At 48.5% G+C, this 17,462-nt stretch carries 18 protein-coding genes and 1 pseudogene; 1 reads left to right on the top strand and 18 read right to left on the bottom strand.

What is annotated here, in order from left to right:
- The first annotated feature begins 7 nt into the window (after nucleotides 1-7).
- A complete protein-coding gene (locus tag CHB92_RS19055; protein WP_245842718.1) occupies nucleotides 8-1,852 on the top strand; it encodes an FTR1 family protein in 1,845 nt (614 codons plus the stop codon).
- Here the strand turns inward: CHB92_RS19055 and CHB92_RS26190 are convergent.
- The 18 genes and pseudogenes from CHB92_RS26190 to CHB92_RS18960 all read right to left on the bottom strand — a co-directional run.
- Nucleotides 1,842-2,378: pseudogene (locus CHB92_RS26190) on the bottom strand (integrase core domain-containing protein); the annotation flags it as partial. The gene CHB92_RS19055 and the pseudogene CHB92_RS26190 overlap by 11 nt on opposite strands.
- A 255-nt stretch (nucleotides 2,379-2,633) precedes the next feature.
- Nucleotides 2,634-2,984 (bottom strand): helix-turn-helix domain-containing protein, encoded by a 351-nt coding sequence (locus tag CHB92_RS19040; RefSeq protein ID WP_089320832.1) that lies wholly within the window; start codon nucleotides 2,982-2,984, stop codon nucleotides 2,634-2,636.
- Nucleotides 2,981-4,948 (bottom strand): type IV secretory system conjugative DNA transfer family protein, encoded by a 1,968-nt coding sequence (locus CHB92_RS19035; protein WP_089320831.1) that lies wholly within the window; start codon nucleotides 4,946-4,948, stop codon nucleotides 2,981-2,983. Before CHB92_RS19035 ends, CHB92_RS19040 begins: the two co-directional genes overlap by 4 nt.
- A 104-nt stretch (nucleotides 4,949-5,052) precedes the next feature.
- Entirely contained in the window at nucleotides 5,053-5,511 is a 459-nt protein-coding gene (locus CHB92_RS19030) for a hypothetical protein (RefSeq protein ID WP_089320830.1), read from the bottom strand.
- Nucleotides 5,508-6,296, bottom strand: coding sequence for a conjugative transposon protein TraN (gene traN / locus CHB92_RS19025; RefSeq protein WP_089320829.1), 789 nt, complete (start codon nucleotides 6,294-6,296; stop codon nucleotides 5,508-5,510). The genes CHB92_RS19030 and traN overlap by 4 nt, the downstream gene beginning before the upstream one ends.
- 1 nt (nucleotide 6,297) lies before the next feature.
- Entirely contained in the window at nucleotides 6,298-7,479 is a 1,182-nt protein-coding gene (gene traM, locus CHB92_RS19020) for a conjugative transposon protein TraM (protein ID WP_089320828.1), read from the bottom strand.
- Nucleotides 7,466-7,852: a hypothetical protein gene (locus CHB92_RS19015; protein ID WP_245842717.1), complete on the bottom strand. Its 387-nt coding sequence runs from the start codon at nucleotides 7,850-7,852 to the stop codon at nucleotides 7,466-7,468. The genes traM and CHB92_RS19015 overlap by 14 nt, the downstream gene beginning before the upstream one ends.
- Nucleotides 7,830-8,438, bottom strand: coding sequence for a conjugative transposon protein TraK (gene traK / locus CHB92_RS19010; protein ID WP_089320827.1), 609 nt, complete (start codon nucleotides 8,436-8,438; stop codon nucleotides 7,830-7,832). The genes CHB92_RS19015 and traK overlap by 23 nt, the downstream gene beginning before the upstream one ends.
- Before the next feature lie 17 nt (nucleotides 8,439-8,455).
- Nucleotides 8,456-9,451: a plasmid transfer protein gene (locus tag CHB92_RS19005; RefSeq protein ID WP_089320826.1), complete on the bottom strand. Its 996-nt coding sequence runs from the start codon at nucleotides 9,449-9,451 to the stop codon at nucleotides 8,456-8,458.
- 4 nt (nucleotides 9,452-9,455) lie between these two features.
- Nucleotides 9,456-10,079 carry a hypothetical protein gene (locus CHB92_RS19000; RefSeq protein WP_089320825.1) on the bottom strand — a complete coding sequence of 208 codons (624 nt, stop codon included), beginning with the start codon at nucleotides 10,077-10,079 and terminating at the stop codon, nucleotides 9,456-9,458.
- Nucleotides 10,080-10,094: 15 nt separating this feature from the next.
- Nucleotides 10,095-10,766, bottom strand: coding sequence for a plasmid transfer protein (locus tag CHB92_RS18995; RefSeq protein ID WP_089320824.1), 672 nt, complete (start codon nucleotides 10,764-10,766; stop codon nucleotides 10,095-10,097).
- The gene (locus CHB92_RS18990; RefSeq protein ID WP_089320823.1) at nucleotides 10,741-13,185 is read right to left on the bottom strand and encodes a TraG family conjugative transposon ATPase; all 2,445 of its coding nucleotides are present in this window, start codon (nucleotides 13,183-13,185) and stop codon (nucleotides 10,741-10,743) included. The genes CHB92_RS18995 and CHB92_RS18990 overlap by 26 nt, the downstream gene beginning before the upstream one ends.
- Nucleotides 13,186-13,233: 48 nt before the next feature.
- Entirely contained in the window at nucleotides 13,234-13,536 is a 303-nt protein-coding gene (locus CHB92_RS18985; RefSeq protein ID WP_089320822.1) for a DUF4133 domain-containing protein, read from the bottom strand.
- A 3-nt stretch (nucleotides 13,537-13,539) separates the two neighbouring features.
- On the bottom strand, nucleotides 13,540-13,833 hold the full coding sequence (locus CHB92_RS18980; protein WP_025603778.1) for a DUF4134 domain-containing protein: 294 nt from the start codon (nucleotides 13,831-13,833) through the stop codon (nucleotides 13,540-13,542).
- A 24-nt stretch (nucleotides 13,834-13,857) separates the two neighbouring features.
- On the bottom strand, nucleotides 13,858-14,268 hold the full coding sequence (locus tag CHB92_RS18975; RefSeq protein ID WP_089320821.1) for a hypothetical protein: 411 nt from the start codon (nucleotides 14,266-14,268) through the stop codon (nucleotides 13,858-13,860).
- A 154-nt stretch (nucleotides 14,269-14,422) separates the two neighbouring features.
- Nucleotides 14,423-14,917: a hypothetical protein gene (locus tag CHB92_RS18970; protein WP_018480017.1), complete on the bottom strand. Its 495-nt coding sequence runs from the start codon at nucleotides 14,915-14,917 to the stop codon at nucleotides 14,423-14,425.
- A gap of 72 nt (nucleotides 14,918-14,989) precedes the next feature.
- Nucleotides 14,990-15,619, bottom strand: a complete 630-nt coding sequence (locus CHB92_RS18965) for a ParA family protein (RefSeq protein WP_089320820.1) — start codon at nucleotides 15,617-15,619, stop codon at nucleotides 14,990-14,992.
- 20 nt (nucleotides 15,620-15,639) lie between these two features.
- The gene (locus CHB92_RS18960; protein WP_089320819.1) at nucleotides 15,640-17,217 is read right to left on the bottom strand and encodes a relaxase/mobilization nuclease domain-containing protein; all 1,578 of its coding nucleotides are present in this window, start codon (nucleotides 17,215-17,217) and stop codon (nucleotides 15,640-15,642) included.
- Between the last annotated feature and the right edge of the window lie 245 nt (nucleotides 17,218-17,462).

Here is a 17,462-nt window from a genome sequence, read left to right as displayed (position 1 = left end):
TACCCAGATGATCATTCACCTCCTGGATTATATCGCCAGAGACTATGCTGCTGCAGTAGAGAAGGGCGAAGTTATTAATACCGGAGAATATGGAGAAATGCTGGAGTTCAGTGCTACTGTATATGAAATTGCACAACCCATTCTGGAGAAGTACCCGCAGGAGAAGAAGAGCGTCCTATCCCAGGTTCAGCAGCTAAGAACTCTGATAGATCAAAAAGCTGATCAGAGTAAAATCGCTACACTTGCAGGAAATATTAAGGCAGAGATAATACAGGCCACCGGCTACCAGATTGCCCCCCTAAAGTGGCCTGATCTTTCCAGGGGAAAAATATTGTATGCCGAATACTGCACGCCCTGCCATGGCATAAAAGGGAATGGACAAGGCGAACTGGCCGGGGGCTTGAGTCCTGCTCCCACAAGTTTTCTCAACGATACACTGATGAAGCAGGTTTCTCCTTTCCAGTCCTTCAATACCATTCGCTTGGGAATTGAGGGTACGGCCATGAGAGGCTTTGAGAAACTTGATGATGAAGAAGTATGGGACCTGGCCTTTTATATTCAGTCTCTTCGCTACAAAGCGGCAGCAGAAGAGCTTGCCATACCCGAAGAGATAGCGGAGAAGGCCTTGGCAGAAGCAGGCCTGGCGGAAGTCGCTACTTTATCTGATCAGAAACTGTTCAGGCAACTGGAGGGCGACCCAAAAGAAGTTCTAAAAAAATTAGAAAGCCTTAGGTTGCACATTCCCGACCAAAATCCCCCTAATTCACTGCATTTGGCAAGGCAACTCCTAGGAGAATCGCTGCAGGCTTACCAGAACGGCTCCCGTCCCCTTGCCAGGCAAAAAGCGCTGGCAGCCTACCTGGAGGGAATTGAACCAGTGGAAGCTCAACTGCAGGCGAATAACTCTGCCTTTGTTTCTAAACTGGAACAGCAGATGTTTCAACTGCGCAATGCCATAGAAAATAATGAGCCTGCTAATGTGGTGGAAGAGGACGTAAAGGCATCACTGGCTCTGGTTTCAGAGGCTATCAGCCTCCTGGAAGATACAAAACTTACTTTCTGGCTTTCCTTTATTTTATCGGCCTCCATACTCCTGCGGGAAGGAATAGAGGCTTTTTTAATTATTGCGGTTATGCTCACCATTATCCAGGCTGCAGGAATAAAGAAAGCCCTGCCCTGGGTACATGGAGGGTGGATAACGGCCGTACTCTTGGGCTTTGCCGGATGGTACTTATCCGACCTGCTCTTAAAGTTAAGCGGGCAGGACCGGGAGGTGTTGGAAGGAGTAGTAGCCCTTTTCGCTGTGGTGGTATTACTGTATGTAGGCTTCTGGCTTCATTCAAATTCCCATGCGAAACAATGGAAAGTCTTTATCGAAAAAAAGGTAACAAAGCTGGTTAAAACGGAAAATATGTTGGGACTCGCTGCTTTTTCCTTTATGGCGGTATTTCGTGAAGCGTTTGAGTCTGTTCTTTTCCTGCAGGCCATAAAGCTGGAAACCTCACCTGAAAATCAGTCCTCCATTGGTTTAGGTGTTTTGGCGGCCTTTATTATCATAGCAGTGCTGGTGGTGCTGTTCCTGAAATATGCCCAAAAGATACCCGTAAGGCAGCTGTTCCGCTATTCTGCCTGGATGGTGACCCTGCTGGCAGTGATTCTTCTTGGTAAGGGCATCCACTCCATTCAGGAGTCTGGCTTATTTTCGGCTACTATGTTTCCCTTTCAGTTTAGGGTAGAGTGGTTAGGGATATACCCAACCCTGGAAACAATGGCAGGCCAGGCTGCTCTACTAGCAATTATTTTCAGCTTTTGGTACATGAATGGACTAAAGGCTAAACATGTTAATGGATGAAATGAGAGTCTTGTTGATCTCCTCGCAATTTCAAAACAGCGCTAAGATAAAGATTTCGGACTTCATACATTCTTTTGTATGCATTCCTGCGGGGCATGCCTTGCAGGGAACTGTGAGACCGGAAGCAGTTATATTCCTGCCTCCAAGCTTCTATTTTCTCTTTGGCATCCCTCAAACGAAAGGAGCCAATTCACGTGCAGGCACTCATCCCGGAAGCTGCCGTTGAAGGACTCTAGCAAGGCGTTATCCGACGGTTTGCCGGGCCTATAGAAGCCTAGTGTTACGTGGTTGTCATAAGCCCACCTATCCAGTGCCTTGGAGATAAACTCACTCCCGTTATCCACTTTGATACGCTCCGGCACTCTGCTAATTCCTGTTTCAGCCGCCCCATCACGGCCACCTCCTGTTCGCCTTTGATGCCCTGATCCACCTCAATGGCCAGACATTGTCGGCTATAATTATCCACCACAGTCAAGCCCCGGAGCTTGGGGCCATCAAAGAACTGATCAGCCACAAAATCTATACTCTAGCAGGCATGTAAATTAGTTGTAGGAAGTTGCTCCAACCGGTGCATGTCCGGGCCTGACACAAAAAGGGCAACATTGTTTTTGTCAGGTGCCTTTCCCGTTTTTACCTTTCTATCTGTCTATCTAAAAGAGTAGTAATAGAGGAAGCTGTAGCTTAGGATGCTATCCTCTTAAGCATGTAAAGTACACGAGGGATGTGTTGTTGTAGCTATACACATCACAGCTAACTAGAGAAGTAAACTTTAAGAGACATATCAATGCGTATCAAGCAACCGTATAACCTCATCAATTTGCGTGGAAAATTCACTTTGGGCGAGCTTCAACTTTTCAACGGCAATGCTATTAAGGCTGTGGCTGTTGGATAGTTTCTCGTGCTTCTCCAAGATGTCGAAGTTGTCGGAAAAAAGAAGGTCCACGTGAAAGTGTTTGCTGTAGAAGCTGAACAGAAGCAAAAGCAGTTCGATCGTCCCTCCCACCCCGTTCTCCAGCCGGGAAATCTGGTTCTGGTTCACCCCCATGGATTCTGCCAGGCTCTCCTGCGATAAATCAAGCCGCTTTCGCAGCAGCTTTAGCCTTTGGCCTAACTCCTGTATGCTTACGCTCATACCTGTAACGCTGTGATTAGTGTCTTAACCTCATTTCTAATTTTATTGTAGTTTGCTCTCAGGATTTGGTCTTTTTGGTCGGGGGTACCAAAGTTATAAAATTTTGGCAGGTCAAGGTACTGCTTTTCTTCCTGCTGTATGTTATCAAGGTCAAGATTAATTTTACAGTGATAGGTGCTGGCAACATACTTCCCGCTGTACGCTTCGCTATCGGAAGCCACCTGTCCTACCAGTTCACCCGCCTGCAAATTGGCTATTTTGGATGCCGGGATAAGCGGTCCCATTTCCTCGTTCATGTTCACCGAGGTACGGTTTCGGTCCACGCTAAGCCCCTCCTTTAGCTGCCTCACCCTACCAAACAGTTTTTCCAGCCAGTCAAGCGTTTCTTTATTACGGGCAGAGCCCGAGAGTACATTGGCCGCTACCGAGCAAATGGTGTCGGCTGTTTCCCTACCATACTGCTGCCGCAGCTGCGGAAGTTCCTGCAGGCCCAGCAGCACAGCTATCTTGTTGCTCCTGGCGGTAGCGATCAGGTTCTCCACCCGGTGTATGTAAAGCGTGGGTGACTCATCCACGATCAGCCCACAGGGCAAGTTCCCCTTTGTATTGATCAGGCGTGTCATGCGATTGAGGATAAGCGCATTGCAGGCGCTGTTAATACTCTGTGTTGCTGGATCATTTGCAATCACCAAAACTGAAGGATTTTCCGGGTCCGTTATCTTTAAATTAAAGTCGTCTCCTGATAATACCCAGAATGTTTCTTTTGTGGCCAGCCGACCAATATTAATCTTTAAGGTGCCAATCTGCCCTTCCAGCTGCTCAAAGGCTCTGTTCTTATATGCTGTGGCAAAAGGCGAAAGCAGACTCTCCAATTCAGGTTCGGAAAAGAGCGCCTCGAAAATCTGATCATAGCTTAGGTTAACAAAGGAAAGTACATGCGGAAACGAAGAATATCGCCCCCCTTCGTGGCGGCTCAGAAAGTAGATGCAGCTGGCCAGGAAATTAACGGCTGACTGGTTGAAGAATTGCGCAGAGCCTGAGTCCCTGTCTCCTTTCCGCAACGCCTCCAGCAGCGCCTCAGCCGTTTCGGTGGCATCGGCCAGGGTAGGCAGGTACTCCGGCTTTAACGGGTTAAATCTCCTGCTGTGCTCTACGCTGCTAAAATTGATGGCATGGAACCTGTGGTTTTTCAATGCCCCTCTCTTTTTATTGACCAGGTAATGGTAATAAGTCGTTCTGGCCAGGTCCGGAAATTTGAAGTCGTAGACCATCATGGAGAAGCCTTTTCCCAGAAGCTGCTTGATAAAAGGCAACACCACTGAGAAAGACTTTCCAGAGCCAGGCGTACCGATCAGCAGTGTTGCCCGAAAGGGGTTCACCACATTGAGCCACCCGCGCTGTATCCGCTTTTGGTAATAGTAAAGCATCGGGATGTTCACCGAGTAAGGCGTATGCACCGGTTTCCTGGACTGCTCAAAGGACTCATTCTCCACGTTGAATTTGTCCTTCATCAATCGGTGCTGTATATGCTTTGAGATGTTATCCAAGGCTACATGAATCATCATCGCACCTAAGAAGGAGAGCAGGATGTAAGCCGCATCAGACTGGGACACATCCCAGAAAAGAATACGGCTGCTTTCAAAGAAATAAAAGAAACCCGAGCCAAAGAAAAAGGCGCAGCCGATAAGCAGGGGAAGGAAGATATGCCGGAGCGGGTCGAGGTTCAGGTTCTTCCTGGCCTTTGTGCCAATGCTCACGATCAGAATCAACCCGAAGGTAAAAGCTTTGGAGAAGTAGATGTGCTCATAAATAGCCATGCGCTTTACCTTGCGCAGTACAGGCTGCAGCTCATACATACTGCCCGAATCCATAAAGAGGAAAACAGCTACCTCCACCACAATGGTGAAGTAGATAAGTCCCTGCAGGAAGGAGTAAAGTTTTTTGATTTCGCTGGATTCTTCCATATCGTTACTGACAAAGGTTATCCAATATTATCAGATAAATGTGAGGGAAAGTCTTAGCAGAATTTCTTTCCTGTGGAAATTCCCGTCGACTAGCAAAATCCTGCTCACAATGGAATTTTGATGCCTGCCAGTAAGCCAGTCCTGAAGTTGTGGTTTACCCGGAGTACACCCTCGTTTTTCTGTTGGAGCATCAGCACCAAATTTCCCGGCAGCACATAGCCCAGCTCTAGGCCTGCCTGCATGGCTCCTATGAAGTGCTCGGTGTTAGAGCCAATGCCCGCTCCCAGGCGCAGCTTGAGAAACGTGTTTCTGGATCGGGTAAGCATGGGTTTGTAAGCAACCCCCACTAACCAGTTTTTGCTGTCGTCCACGTTGCTCTTATAGGCATCACCGTAGATCTCATAGGAATTATAGTGGCGTTTGCTGAACTCCAGGGCAAGGTTAGCAGTTAAGTCATCCTTGTACATCCAGCCGCCTGCCAGGTTTAGGTGGGTGTAGCCCTCTTGCGCTCGGCACGGCAGCACAACTAAGAGCAGTAAGGAAAGGAGTAACGACTTTCTCATAAGGTGTCTGCATGAAGGATGTCGGAATAGTCAATTTTAAGGGAGATGGTGCGCCCAGAAATCTGCTCCTCGGCCACCTCAATATTGAATACCTTTTCCTCTGGGAAAGTAAACTTCCTGAACACAAACACGTTCCGGTACTGGCGCTTGAAGTGACCCGTGTCATAAAGCTGGAAACTGGGCTGTAGCTCCACCTGCTGAAAGTTAGTGGCCTTCACAACTTTTTTATCCTCAATCTTAAATCGTATTTGATCGACCGTATAGGGAATGTTGGTGTCATTTCTAAGGGAGAGATCAATAAAGAAATAGTCTCCGACAGTATAGATGTTGTTTAGCCTTGCCCGCATCCCCTGCTCTTTCGTAGTCACACTGTTGAACCGGGGTTTTCGCTGGAGAGCCAGCAGCGCAAACCGTGCCATGTCCTCCCGGCTCATGGCCACAGCTGGGTTCAGGTAATCATCTACCTGGGTAGGGTCTATACGCACCTCAGTGTCTGCCCGATCCGCTCGGCTGTAGGCTAGCTTATACTGTACAAGGAAGCGCTCTCCAACAATGGTGATAACACCCGGTTTTGCGCCACCGTCCTTGGGTTTGACCCGAAGGATGTTGGCAACAGGTATATCCCCGGCTACATCATCTGTGGAGATATCTACATACTGTATTGGCTCAGGGCTCACAATATGCGTGGAGATGCTTTCATGCACGTGCACTACCTGAAGGGAATCCTGTGCCGAGGCTGAAAACAGCAGGGCAAACAACACATATAGAAGGAATAGCTTTTTCATATTATGGGGCTTTATTATCTATCAAATAAACAATGGTGTTGTACTTCAACTTAGCTTTGTTCTTCCGGATGGCTTTGCCTGCGGCACGGGTGGTGGTCTGTGAAACCTTTTCCAGCATCGAGTAGAGCATTTGGCTGGCATTGTCAGGTGCATCCTCGAAAGTCAGTGTCTGGCCACTGCTCACATTCCCGGCAAGCTCCTTGGTAAAGTCCCGGAACTGTGAGTCCGGCACATATAGCCCAGCCAAGCCGTCGTTGTCGTAGATACTCAGGTCTACCGGGATGATTTGGTTGCCGTAGAGTATAGAGCGGATGGCTATCTCAATTCGTTGTGCACTGAAACCGGAAACAGTGCCGTAGAGGTAGCTGCCTTTCTTTATTTCGTAGTCCCGCACATAGATGTCATCCAGCAAGCGAATCCTGATCCTGCCGCCTTGCATCACCTTCAACCCTTCGTCCAGAATAGCTCTGATAAACTGCTCCTCACCATCGGCTGTAATGGTATTGAAAAAGGCTTTGTTCGTATTTCTGTATTTGGTGACGGGCAAGGGTGTCGGCTCTTGCTTCTCGGAAGCCGGTGCAAGGGCTTTCATCGGCTGTGGCCCCCTACGAGAAGGCACAGGTTCCTCTCCTACCCGGCTCAGGCTGTCAATAAACATCATCTGCTCCCGGAATAGCCGCATTTCCTCTTCATATGCCGATTCAACTTTGCGCATAGGGCGGGCTGACCGTCCAGGCACAGAGGCAGTAGCCGATGCATAGCGCTCTGAGCTGATGCGCTGCCGCTGGCTTACCCGCTCCATAAACCCCTCCGGCTGATGATCCGATAGGATGCGGTTATTGAGACTGTCGAGCATCCGCCGCTCCTCCTCCGTGTACACGCTACCATAGGCAATGTCCCTGGGGTTTACCCTATCCTCCCCGATTTCCTGCATGGCCGAATAGTCGGTCCTATACTTAAACTCGTCCTGAAAAGCCGAGAACTTATCCTTCATTTCCCGCTTTCTCAGGTTGGCATCCGGAAGGGAGGTATTCAGGGCTGTTGTCTCGGTGAGCTCCACTTTTGTTTGTGCGGCGGTGGCCGCCGGTGTCATGTCCAGCCACAGATAATTAAGCAGGACAAGGAAAGGGAGTATGATGAGCGGGATGGCATACCTGGGATGCCGAAAGTTAATTCTCTTCATGGATGATTCGGTTTAAACGCTGATCAATATCTTTGAGAAAAACACTGTCTTGGGCACGCAGGCTGTCAGGATCCAGCTGCCTGGCCGTGTTGTAGAGCTTTATCAGCTCCAGCATATCTGCGGTACTCGACCTGCCTATTGTCATCTTGTCGCCAGAAGTATCAAGCTGCCTGTACAGCTTGCCAACCGACACGGCATAGTTTCCCTGGTGCAGGTGCCGGACGACTAATAGGCCCATGACAGCCACAGACAGTAAAACCAGCATGGCCAGCACCACTGCTTTAGGATTCGAGGCACAGTTGTCCCTGACACTTTCCCTGAGGTATGAAAGCCTTTGCTTTATGTTACCGCTAAAAGGATTTCTTTTCGACATACTCCAAGTCCTTGTTTATTACCGTTTTCCAGTTCTTTATCAAAAGTCCATGGGGGTTGTTCTCTGTGCGCGGCACTTCCTCAAGATCCCCCTCTGTGACAAGAAGTCTTTTCATCACAGAGGTCTCCCGCTCAATGCGCTGTGTGGCGTAGTAGGTAAAGTGCCTGTTCTCGTCCACTTTAACGCTATCGGTTTTGATCGTCAAAACCGCAGAACTAGCCAGGATCTGGTTGTAATAGCCCTTCTCCTTCAGGTTGTTGTATTGTGCCAGACCGGATTCATCCACCAGGTACATGGCCTTGGAGATGTTATTCTTGATGTAGGCGTCATCTGGAGGTAGCGTGAAGAAGAGCAGGTGAAACATGTTCACGTGCGACTTGTACTCTACTGTCCGGTTTACCCCCAGCTCGGTCTGCTCCACCAAGAGCGGCACCGAGTGGTCGATCACATAGATCTTCTTCCGCTGCTCCTCGGCATAACGAAAGGCAAAGGCGCAAACCGTACCTACTATAATGATGGAGGAGATAAAGCTGCCGATACTCACGGCAAATGCCAGCTTCATTTTCTTTTCGAGGTTGTTTATCATAGCAAGCGCTTTTTAGTTTACTTTAAAATTCCTCCGGCCGCCTTCACAGCTCCTCCTGCCATCGTGCCAATGGCATTACCCACACCCGTGGTGTGCACGATCCAGGTGGAAATAATGGGAATAGTGAGCATGGCCAATCCTCCCACAATCAAGGAGACGATGTAGAAACTGATGCCGCCCGAGGGGAAGGAAACGTAGGCAATGAACATCTCTTCGCTCTCCAGTACCGCCTTCAGGATATCTATTTCCTTCATCAACCCATACTTGACCAGCACAAAGGAGATGGACATAACGATATAGCCCAGTCCCGAGTACAGCCCTACGGAAATATAGCGGGCAATCCAGGTCAGGTAGGAGTCCCGAAAGCCCGGCAGCACGCTAAGGGCAAAGGAGAAGGGGCCCAGGATCACCAGAATGCCTGCAAAGATGATCTGCAGGAAATAAATAATGTAGGAACATACCTGGAAGATGCTGATCACCATCCACTCCACCACCATCATCGCAGTAAAGTGCAGCTTGGCCATCAGCATCAGGTAATAGCCTTTCATTTTGTTAAACAGGGGTTGCAGGTCAATCCCCATCGTTTCGTACCAGCTCGCGTCACTGGCCTCACTCTCAATCCGCTCAAACTCGGCGCTGCTCTCAGAGAGCTTTCGGGCCACAGAGTCCACCAGCGCGAGGCGTTCCCGGTGCAAATCCTCCACCTGGTCTACCTGTGCGCCGTACATGCCTTTTGCCTGATCATTGACTAGCTGCAGCGGCAGGTTCACTGCGTCGATAAATCCTGGCCAGAAAACAATCACCAGTGTCAGGGCGAAAGGGCGCAGCAAAGGCATGATGCGAAGCGTTTCATCCCCGGCCATCATTTTGTAAGCCTCCAGGCCGAAGTAGAGCAGCATGCTGATGGCGCAAAGCGCCTGCGCATCATACAGAAAAACACTCACCAAATCCTGTATATTGAGAAAGAGCCCGTCGAACAGGTCAAATATGGCTTTATCGATCAATTCACGCATAGCATCAGTCGGCTAAGTCCTGACTCGTTTTAAAGAGAGAGATGAGCCGCCTGAAATCATTCCTCAAGGCCGTAAGCTCCCCGATGTATACCCGCAGCTGCTCCCCTTTTTTGGCATCGTCCAGGTAAGCGTCCAGGATGATCCCGATGTCGGCGTTAATTCTATCCCGCTCGGCATGGATGGCCAAAATATAATCTGCCTGCACCCCGGCCTGCACCGCCTCAGCATTCATCCCCAATAGGGCAGTGTTGAGTTCATCGATCTTCTTTTTATACAACAGGTGGTATCCTTTATTCAGGGACCTGTCAGCAAACTTGAACATCTCCTGCTCATATACCTGGCTTACTGCTTCCTCCTGCGCCTGGGCCTTCACCTTGTTCTGGTTCAGCAAAGCCATGGTAGGGGCAAGCTGCAGCATGTTCCGCCTATCAGGTCCTTTCCTGTACTTGTTATGAAACAGAATAAAGTACCATTTCGGGTTGAACTTTCCCCAACGGGTAACAACCTCCCGCTCCAGCTGGTACCTTGTGTTTTTACTGTTAACTGGCTGCACGCCTTGCCCCAGGGCATCTGTAAAGAGCCCGGGAAGCAGGGCCAGGCACAAAGCAGGTACACATAACGTCTTCATAGCAATAGAGATAATTTACTTCTTGATTGCCTTGTACTCATCCATCAGGGAGCGGATGATCGCCTGGCTGTTGTCAGGGTAGGCAAGTCCCATCGGGTTCATGGTCTTCAAAAGGCCCGCGTACTTGGCCACGCGCATCTTTCGGGTAATGGAATAGGCCAGGCCCCGCATCACCCGCAGCTCGTCCACTACATGGCGGATAAGGGTGAGCCTGTCGGCGTTGTTCATCAGATTCACATCCGTGCCGATAACAGCCACCTGGTAGATATAGGTAAACAGGTCGGATGTACGGTTGAGCAGCTCCAGCTCTGTCTTGGCAGCGATCAGGAGCAACTCGTTATCACCGCGCGCCAGTTCCATCATTTGGTTTTGGTAGTGGCCTATGTCTGCGGCAATTTGGGAGGCATAAATAATGTTTTTACTCTGCCCGATAATGGATTGAACGGATTTGAGAGAGTTGTACATCTTTTCCTCCAGCTCTTTGATCTGCGTCATCTTCAGGCTAATGGTCGTCTGCAGGGCCGCAATCTTTCCTTCGTTTTCCTTAATGTCATTTAAGGCCGCCTGCTGGGCCGTATGGTTCACAACAAGTGTGGAGACGACCGCTGGGTCAAAAACAACCTGCTGGGCTAGTACATGCCCTGTTACCAGACCCAGAAAGCTAAGTGTGTAGAGGTACTTTTTCATAGCTGCGTTGCAAAATAAGGTGAACAAATTCGTTTAGCTTGAGCCCCGAGGCCCTGAAGTCTGCGACAAATCTTTCCAGGGCTTCCCTGAAATCCCCATACTTGCTCAGGTACACGTGCATGGCCTCTTTTTCCTGGCGCTCGGTAGTAAAGGTCAAATACTCTTCCAGCGATACCTCCACACCGTACACCTCACCGGAAGCCCCGCGCTTGATGTAGACTTCCTTGAAGCGGCCCCGCCCCTCTTTGTTGTCGAGGCTGTTGATGGTAAATATTTTCTTGCGCTCCACCTCATTGAGGGAGAGCAGCGCGGCGATCTCATCGAAATTGTCCTTGAACTTGGTCTGGTCCAAAAGGCAGATGGTGTCGGAGTTGTTGATGATAGAGTTCTTAACCACAACATTGCCGATGATATCATCCAGCTCCTGTGTCACGACCACGGCCTCTCCCCAGAATTTGCGGACCGTTTTATAGACGTAGAGGATATAGCCGGCCATCAGCGGAGAGGCAATGGCCTTCCAGGCCTCCTCGATGATGAGCGCCTTACGGTTCTTCTTGTGGCGCATCTTCTGAAGGAACACATCCATGATGATCAGGGTGGTGATCGGGAAAAGTACCTTATGCTCCTTGATGGCATCTATTTCGAAAACAATAAAGGGCTCATCAAACAGGGTGGTATCCAGCTCGTTGTTCAGAATCTGGCCATACGCCTCCCCTTTGCAGAACTTCTTGAGGATAAAGCGGTAACTGGTCAGGTCAAAGTTAATAGACTCTTTTTGCGTGATCTCCTCGATCTTTCTGATGGAGAAGTCATAGAAGGACTGGAAGGAAAGGTAGCTGCTCTCCAAGCCGTTTTCAAAGTAGTGTTGGTAATAGGAAGTGATAACGGAAGAGAGGACGCTGTCCTCAATTTGGCTGACAGTGCCCCCGGCACCTTTCCAGAGCAGGCCCACCAATGACTTGAGAAACTCCCGCTTCTCCTCGTTGAATTCGGCAGCAGAGATCCGGAAGGGGTTCATGGTGATCGGCTGCTCTTCGGAGTAGGTAATGTAGCGGCCCCTGTAGTAGGCACACAGGCCGGAGTAACTGTGTCCGGTATCCACCAAAATAACATCTGTGTGCTGCAGGGCATACTGCCGGATCAGGTGGTTCATGAAAAATGATTTTCCCGCTCCCGAAGGTCCCAACACGAACTTGTTACGGTTATTCATCCGGCCTGAGAAGATAGGCGCATCACTTGTGTCAATCGTGATAGGAATCCCCTGCCGGTCCGTGAAGTATACCTGAAAACTGGATGACTCACTTTGCAGCAAACGTTCTTTAAAAAGCAGACATAAGGCCGCGTCTGAAGTAGTCAAAAACTTATCATATACTTTAAGCTCCGAACTATTGCCGGGCAAGGCACACCGGAATAGCTCGAGTTGGTTATATGCGTTTCGGGAGGGAATAATGCCAATGGAAAACAAAGCGCTTTCCAGATAGTTAGCGGCACGGTCTATCTCCTTTTCTCTGGCTGAAAGCAGCACGCTGTAATGCCCGTACACAAGCAGCTGGTTATCCTTGGCGATATCGGCCATCACCTGATCAATATCCTGCACACTCAGATCATTGGCCGGGTCAGGCATGGAGAGGTGTTTTTTTCTTTTGGCCTGCAGCCTGGCCAATTCATGGCGCTGATCAGGGATTTGGATCACCTGGTTGTACACCAGGCAGTCACAACCTGGCACCTGGTGCAGAAAATGCATCAGGTCTACCGGGAGGCTGTACCCTATGTGAAGCGCTGTGTTTGGCTTAAGATTGGACGGGAAGTTAATCTCATCTATGTCCACAAGCGAGATACATCGGATAACGCTGCCACCAACTTTCAGGCCTTCCTCTGAGGCAAGGAGGTTATTGAGCGCATAAACCTCATCGGAAAAGTTGAAGGCAAGCATGCGGGAAATAAACTGCTTCACCTCGGTCTCTTTCAGAGCATAGGGCTTGAAAGACCTGCTCTCCAGTATGTCCAGCACTTTGGCAACGTTCCGCTGGAATGCTTTGAAGTCTTTCTCGTCATATGTAAAGAAGCTGGAGCGCCGCACGTCCCTTGTTATAGTCAGATATGTAGAGACGTCCAGGTACTCTCTTCCTGCAAATGTCTCCTGAAATTTCTGACTCAGGAGATCATCCATTTGCTTCGGCACATAGCACTTCCTGGCTAGTATGTCCGTTTTCTGAAGAGTGTAGCCTGCGCCTAGAATTTTAACGATGTTGGCAAAGGTCTGGTGGAAGAGATGGTAAGCCTCCACGTCTGCACAATACTGCAGGGCAGGATTTTGTACTTTGATGATAACCGAATAGTCTCCGCGCTCATGATATAGAATATCATGGGCATGACGGTCTATGCCAATGTATGGCAGACCAAACCGCTGCTTTTTCATGGCTGAGAAAAGTGATGACGTTAAAGTTGTGCTGCCAGGGCCAGGCTCCTATCTTCGTGCAGAACGCCTCCATTGTGCGGGCATGATGTATACCCCTTTGGACTTCGTTTTATGATGCAACCCTTTCTTCTGCTGCATAGCCGTAAACCCCATACCGCCGAAAGTCACGATCACCAAGGCTACCAGACCTGAAAAGAAGTTGAGCGAAACAGATATGACAACTGCCGCAAAGAAGCCAGTTAGAACAGAGGCCAGACCCCAGTAGATATATCTACCTTTCAAGGATTTAAATACAAGGGGTTTTTGCAGCCCCTTGTAGACATTAAATCCTCTGTTATCTTCGGGAGCCACGGCTTATAAGCCGAAGAAGGCTTTGATCACTACCCCCACCACCATCAGGAATACGCAGGACCCCATCCACCCCATGACAGCCTTTTGTGTGTCTTGGTCCCCGGAGTTCCACTTGATGTACACTCTAACTCCTCCAATCAGGCCAACAATAGCTCCGATGACCAGGATTAAGTTGCCTACAGGGTCAATGTAAGTTTGGAGCTCAGAGGCTCCGGCATCAATGCCTCCGGCCCCTTGAGCAAAGGAAGATGGGACAGCGAGGACTACCAATACGAGCATAGCAAGTAACTTTTTCATAATCTCTGTCATTGAGTTAAAAATTTATGAAGAAAAAGGTATTGCGTTTGAAAGTCGCCTGGCGTTCTGAAGGAACTCCTCTAGGGGTATCCCCTGCCCTATCACGGGCATGGCGACACTATTCTCAGAGGCCGTCTGATGCGCAAAGGCATGCCCGTCGGCTGCAACAGGATATTCTTGGGGATCGCTATCCAAGGGTTGCTCCTCCTGCTCGTAATCCTCATAGTCCTCCTCGAATTCTTCCTCCAGGTAATCCTCGTCCACAACGTCTTGGGGTGCCTCTGTAGTGTCTACTAAATCTGAAACACTGTACTGCGCTACCATATCTGCGGCTACGCCTTTTGCATTTCGAAGGTACAGGTCAAACAACAGGTTACCTGCATAATAAAGCACATAGAGCACTGCTACCGTAGCAAAGAAAACGCCCCAAGACATAGCTATATAATTTAAGTTAAAACATCGATTTAAAGACTAGACATTCCTAATTTAAATATATAATCGATATGAAATACGGTTTTATACTTATACGTATATTTTAAGATTAGATTATTTATTTATATACTTTTTTACCTAATGTTATAGATTCAGCTTAGTTCAAGAACTTGTTATCCGTCCTATCACGTAGCCTTTGGATCTCCTCTTTATGCTCTTCAATGAATTTGGCAAACAGGTAGCTTGCCAGCACATTGATTTTGATCCCTCCTTTTTTCTTCAGCAGGTCTAGCACTTCGTGTATATGCACGTCCACATAAACTGTTTTGGAGGTAAAGGTAAACTCATCCTTCGCACTATCGAGCTCAGCAAGCAGTTGTTCAAAGCTCAAACCTGACGCTGCTTTACCCGAAGCCTTTGCAGCTGTCTTTTTCGAGGAAGGCGCCTCCTGCTTTTTGCCTGCTGTAGCGGTAGAAGAAGCCTTAGGCTTTTCACCTTTTTTGCCCGATTTTGAAACTGCGGGCGCCGTCTCTTCTTTTTCCTCAGGAACTGGTTGAACAGCTTTCTCTTCTGCGTTTTTCTGCTGGGGAGCCTGTCCTATGCTTTGCTTAAAGCTCTTGATGTCAAACCCTTTGTTACCTGCTGTAGCCATGAATATTATACGTTATTTAATTAAAATGTTTCAATTATTGAATATTAATATAAATTTTATTTAAAGAATCTTCTATGTTGTCTCTAAATACTCATTATATATATATCCAAAAGACTTGTCGAGCACCCCTCGGATATCCGAAGAGATAGATACGGTATCTATGCGTTGAAATCCTACCCGGTCTGGCAGCGCCGGAGCTACAGTGCCGAACTGCGCCAGCTGCTCATCCACTGCAGCTTTCAATTCATAGTTCACGGAGGACTTCAGGCGGTTTGGCAGGAACACGATCTTTACCTGCGGGTTAACATGCTTGGCCACCTGAACAAAGAACATGGTGGACTCAAAAGTCATCTTTTCATAGGCAAACGGACAGACGATTACTTCAGCGTCCTGGTATACAGCAATGAGCTCGTTCGTGTCCAGCCTGCCAGGCATGTCCATAATAACATGCCCCCCTTGCAGACTATCAATGTGCACCTTGTATTTCGGGTACTCCTCTACCTCCATCTTGATAACCTCGTACAGTGGGTCATTGGCATACAGCTCCTTCTCCTTCTCCCATCTGGAGTAGATGGAGTCCTGAAAGTCCATATCCAGGATGATCACATTGTCCTTTTTCTCCAAGGCCAGATAGTTAGCCAGCAGTATACAGGTGGTGGACTTGCCTACCCCTCCTTTTTGATTTGCTACTACAATTTTCATGTATTAATCGTCTATGTGTATTATCGTTTTCGTTGATTCTTTCTCTTCCTATTCTCTCCCTGATCAGACCCGAGGTTTGACTCCATAAGGTAAAGCATAGAAGCTGCCAGTTGACCGATGGTCCCGGAAGACTGGGTCCATGCGTCCTGCAGCCTTTCCTCTCTCGCCCGATCACTACCCTTATCAAGCTCAACAACCTGCACAGCATGAAAGTCAGGCCTCTCTTTTGTCAGATCTGCCCAGGCATACACCCGTTTCTGCTGATGATCAATCAGGAAGTGCTTTCCGTCTGCATGAGCGATGCTCCAGCCGCAACTGTCCAGCATTTCCTGCAGCGGCCTGCCGCTGGCAAGGCCGCTGTGCAGTTTGGCGGCTACCACCTCCTTCTCCAGAGGGTCAGAAGCCTTCGCAACCGACAGATCCGACTGCTTTACAAAAAACAGCCTGGAAAGCAGCCTCATATCCTTGTCGCTCGTCACGGCGTACTGCCGCGCCTCCTGCAGCCTTTCTTGGTAAAGCAGCGCCCTGACATGGGCCTTATCAAGCATCAGAACAGGGATGCTGCCTTCTTCATCTCCCTTGATGCGGATCTCTCCCTTTTTGTTGACAAGGAGCCCTGTTGCCTCCAGCTGTCTTTTGAAACCGGTGTAGCACAGCCCCCTGTCTGCAGAAAGCTTGGCTATGAGCTCCCGTCCAGCCTGTATTTTCTCTTCTCTGTTAACACTGGAAAGCAGCTCGTCGAGCTTCATCACCTGGGAACCCTTCAGCACCAGTTTGCTGGCATGGTCGAGAATCGTGTAGCCATAGGGAGTGCTCTTCCCCTTTGCCTGGTGCACCACCAGCTCTATCCCGAACTTTTCCTTTAATAGCCCGGAGAACTGCTCCACCGTTAGGCCTCGTTTATACTTGCGGAATATGGCTTTCAGCTGCCCTACACGCGTATCTGGTGCTTTATACTTTGCTATCCTGTCAGCAACTTCTTTCCTTGCAAAGGCATGCACCACTGAACCGTACTTAATGAACTGGTACTGTCCATCCTTCTCCGTGACTTTCACGCCTTCCCTTTCGAGCAGTAACTTAAACTGAGCTTCAGAGGAAAATCCATATGCCAGCGCTTTCCTCAAGTATGCTTTTACCTCGTATGCCACATCCTGCATCAGAATCTCCTGCATCACTTTCTGAGACCTCATGTTTTCATACTTGTCGTTCACCTTCTTCCCCTCTTTGCTTACCCTGGTAGATACTATGTGTACATGGTTGTGCGCAGTATCTGAATGAAAGTAGATAAGGTAGGGGTTATCATGGTACCCCATGCGCTGGAGGTATTTCTCCGCGATTTCCAGGAGTTCCTCCGCACTCTTCTCCCTTCCCTTACAGGAAATTATGGCATGGAACTGGGACTTTAGCACTGACTCGTTTGTGTTTGCCACCAACGTCATGTACCTGATATAATCCTCCTGCTTCAAGTTTCCCGCAGCCAGGTTCAAGAAACCGAAGTTCTCAGCCTTGAGCAGCTGAGCTGCACCCTGTGCTCTTTTCTCTTCATTGTAAACAACGCCATTGAACCCGGCAGCGGCAGAAAGGATTTTCACGATCATAGCCCACTCATTAACGCTTCAAAAATATAACAAATAATAACTTTCACATAAAAGCTACTATATATTATTTAACAATTTTAAACTATTATCTTTTACTTAATAATTATTAGTTATTATTTATAATATTAAACTTAAAATTTAATAGTTAAAACTTATTAATTCTTACTTATTAATTCTTACTTATTAATTCTTACTTATTAATTCTTACTTATTAATTCTTACTTATTAATTCTTACTTATTAATT

The organism is Pontibacter ummariensis (assembly GCF_900188175.1).
Lineage (GTDB): Bacteria > Bacteroidota > Bacteroidia > Cytophagales > Hymenobacteraceae > Pontibacter > Pontibacter ummariensis.
The sequence above is the reverse complement of the archived record's forward strand: the minus strand, read 5'-3'. Positions and strand labels throughout refer to the sequence as shown.

Excerpts from the sequence above, each read along its gene's own strand:
- CHB92_RS19005 (WP_089320826.1), bottom strand. The coding sequence starts at position 9,451 with ATGCGTGAATTGATCGATAAAGCCATATTTGACCTGTTCGACGGGCTC.
- CHB92_RS19055 (WP_245842718.1), top strand. The coding sequence starts at position 8 with ATGATCATTCACCTCCTGGATTATATCGCCAGAGACTATGCTGCTGCA.
- CHB92_RS18995 (WP_089320824.1), bottom strand. The coding sequence starts at position 10,766 with ATGAAAAAGTACCTCTACACACTTAGCTTTCTGGGTCTGGTAACAGGG.
- CHB92_RS19040 (WP_089320832.1), bottom strand. The coding sequence starts at position 2,984 with ATGAGCGTAAGCATACAGGAGTTAGGCCAAAGGCTAAAGCTGCTGCGA.
- CHB92_RS19000 (WP_089320825.1), bottom strand. The coding sequence starts at position 10,079 with ATGAAGACGTTATGTGTACCTGCTTTGTGCCTGGCCCTGCTTCCCGGG.
- CHB92_RS18975 (WP_089320821.1), bottom strand. The coding sequence starts at position 14,268 with ATGTCTTGGGGCGTTTTCTTTGCTACGGTAGCAGTGCTCTATGTGCTT.
- CHB92_RS18990 (WP_089320823.1), bottom strand. The coding sequence starts at position 13,185 with ATGAAAAAGCAGCGGTTTGGTCTGCCATACATTGGCATAGACCGTCAT.
- CHB92_RS18960 (WP_089320819.1), bottom strand. The coding sequence starts at position 17,217 with ATGATCGTGAAAATCCTTTCTGCCGCTGCCGGGTTCAATGGCGTTGTT.
- CHB92_RS18970 (WP_018480017.1), bottom strand. The coding sequence starts at position 14,917 with ATGGCTACAGCAGGTAACAAAGGGTTTGACATCAAGAGCTTTAAGCAA.
- CHB92_RS18980 (WP_025603778.1), bottom strand. The coding sequence starts at position 13,833 with ATGAAAAAGTTACTTGCTATGCTCGTATTGGTAGTCCTCGCTGTCCCA.
- CHB92_RS19030 (WP_089320830.1), bottom strand. The coding sequence starts at position 5,511 with ATGAGAAAGTCGTTACTCCTTTCCTTACTGCTCTTAGTTGTGCTGCCG.
- traM (WP_089320828.1), bottom strand. The coding sequence starts at position 7,479 with ATGAAGAGAATTAACTTTCGGCATCCCAGGTATGCCATCCCGCTCATC.
- traK (WP_089320827.1), bottom strand. The coding sequence starts at position 8,438 with ATGATAAACAACCTCGAAAAGAAAATGAAGCTGGCATTTGCCGTGAGT.
- CHB92_RS19035 (WP_089320831.1), bottom strand. The coding sequence starts at position 4,948 with ATGGAAGAATCCAGCGAAATCAAAAAACTTTACTCCTTCCTGCAGGGA.
- CHB92_RS18965 (WP_089320820.1), bottom strand. The coding sequence starts at position 15,619 with ATGAAAATTGTAGTAGCAAATCAAAAAGGAGGGGTAGGCAAGTCCACC.
- CHB92_RS19015 (WP_245842717.1), bottom strand. The coding sequence starts at position 7,852 with ATGTCGAAAAGAAATCCTTTTAGCGGTAACATAAAGCAAAGGCTTTCA.
- traN (WP_089320829.1), bottom strand. The coding sequence starts at position 6,296 with ATGAAAAAGCTATTCCTTCTATATGTGTTGTTTGCCCTGCTGTTTTCA.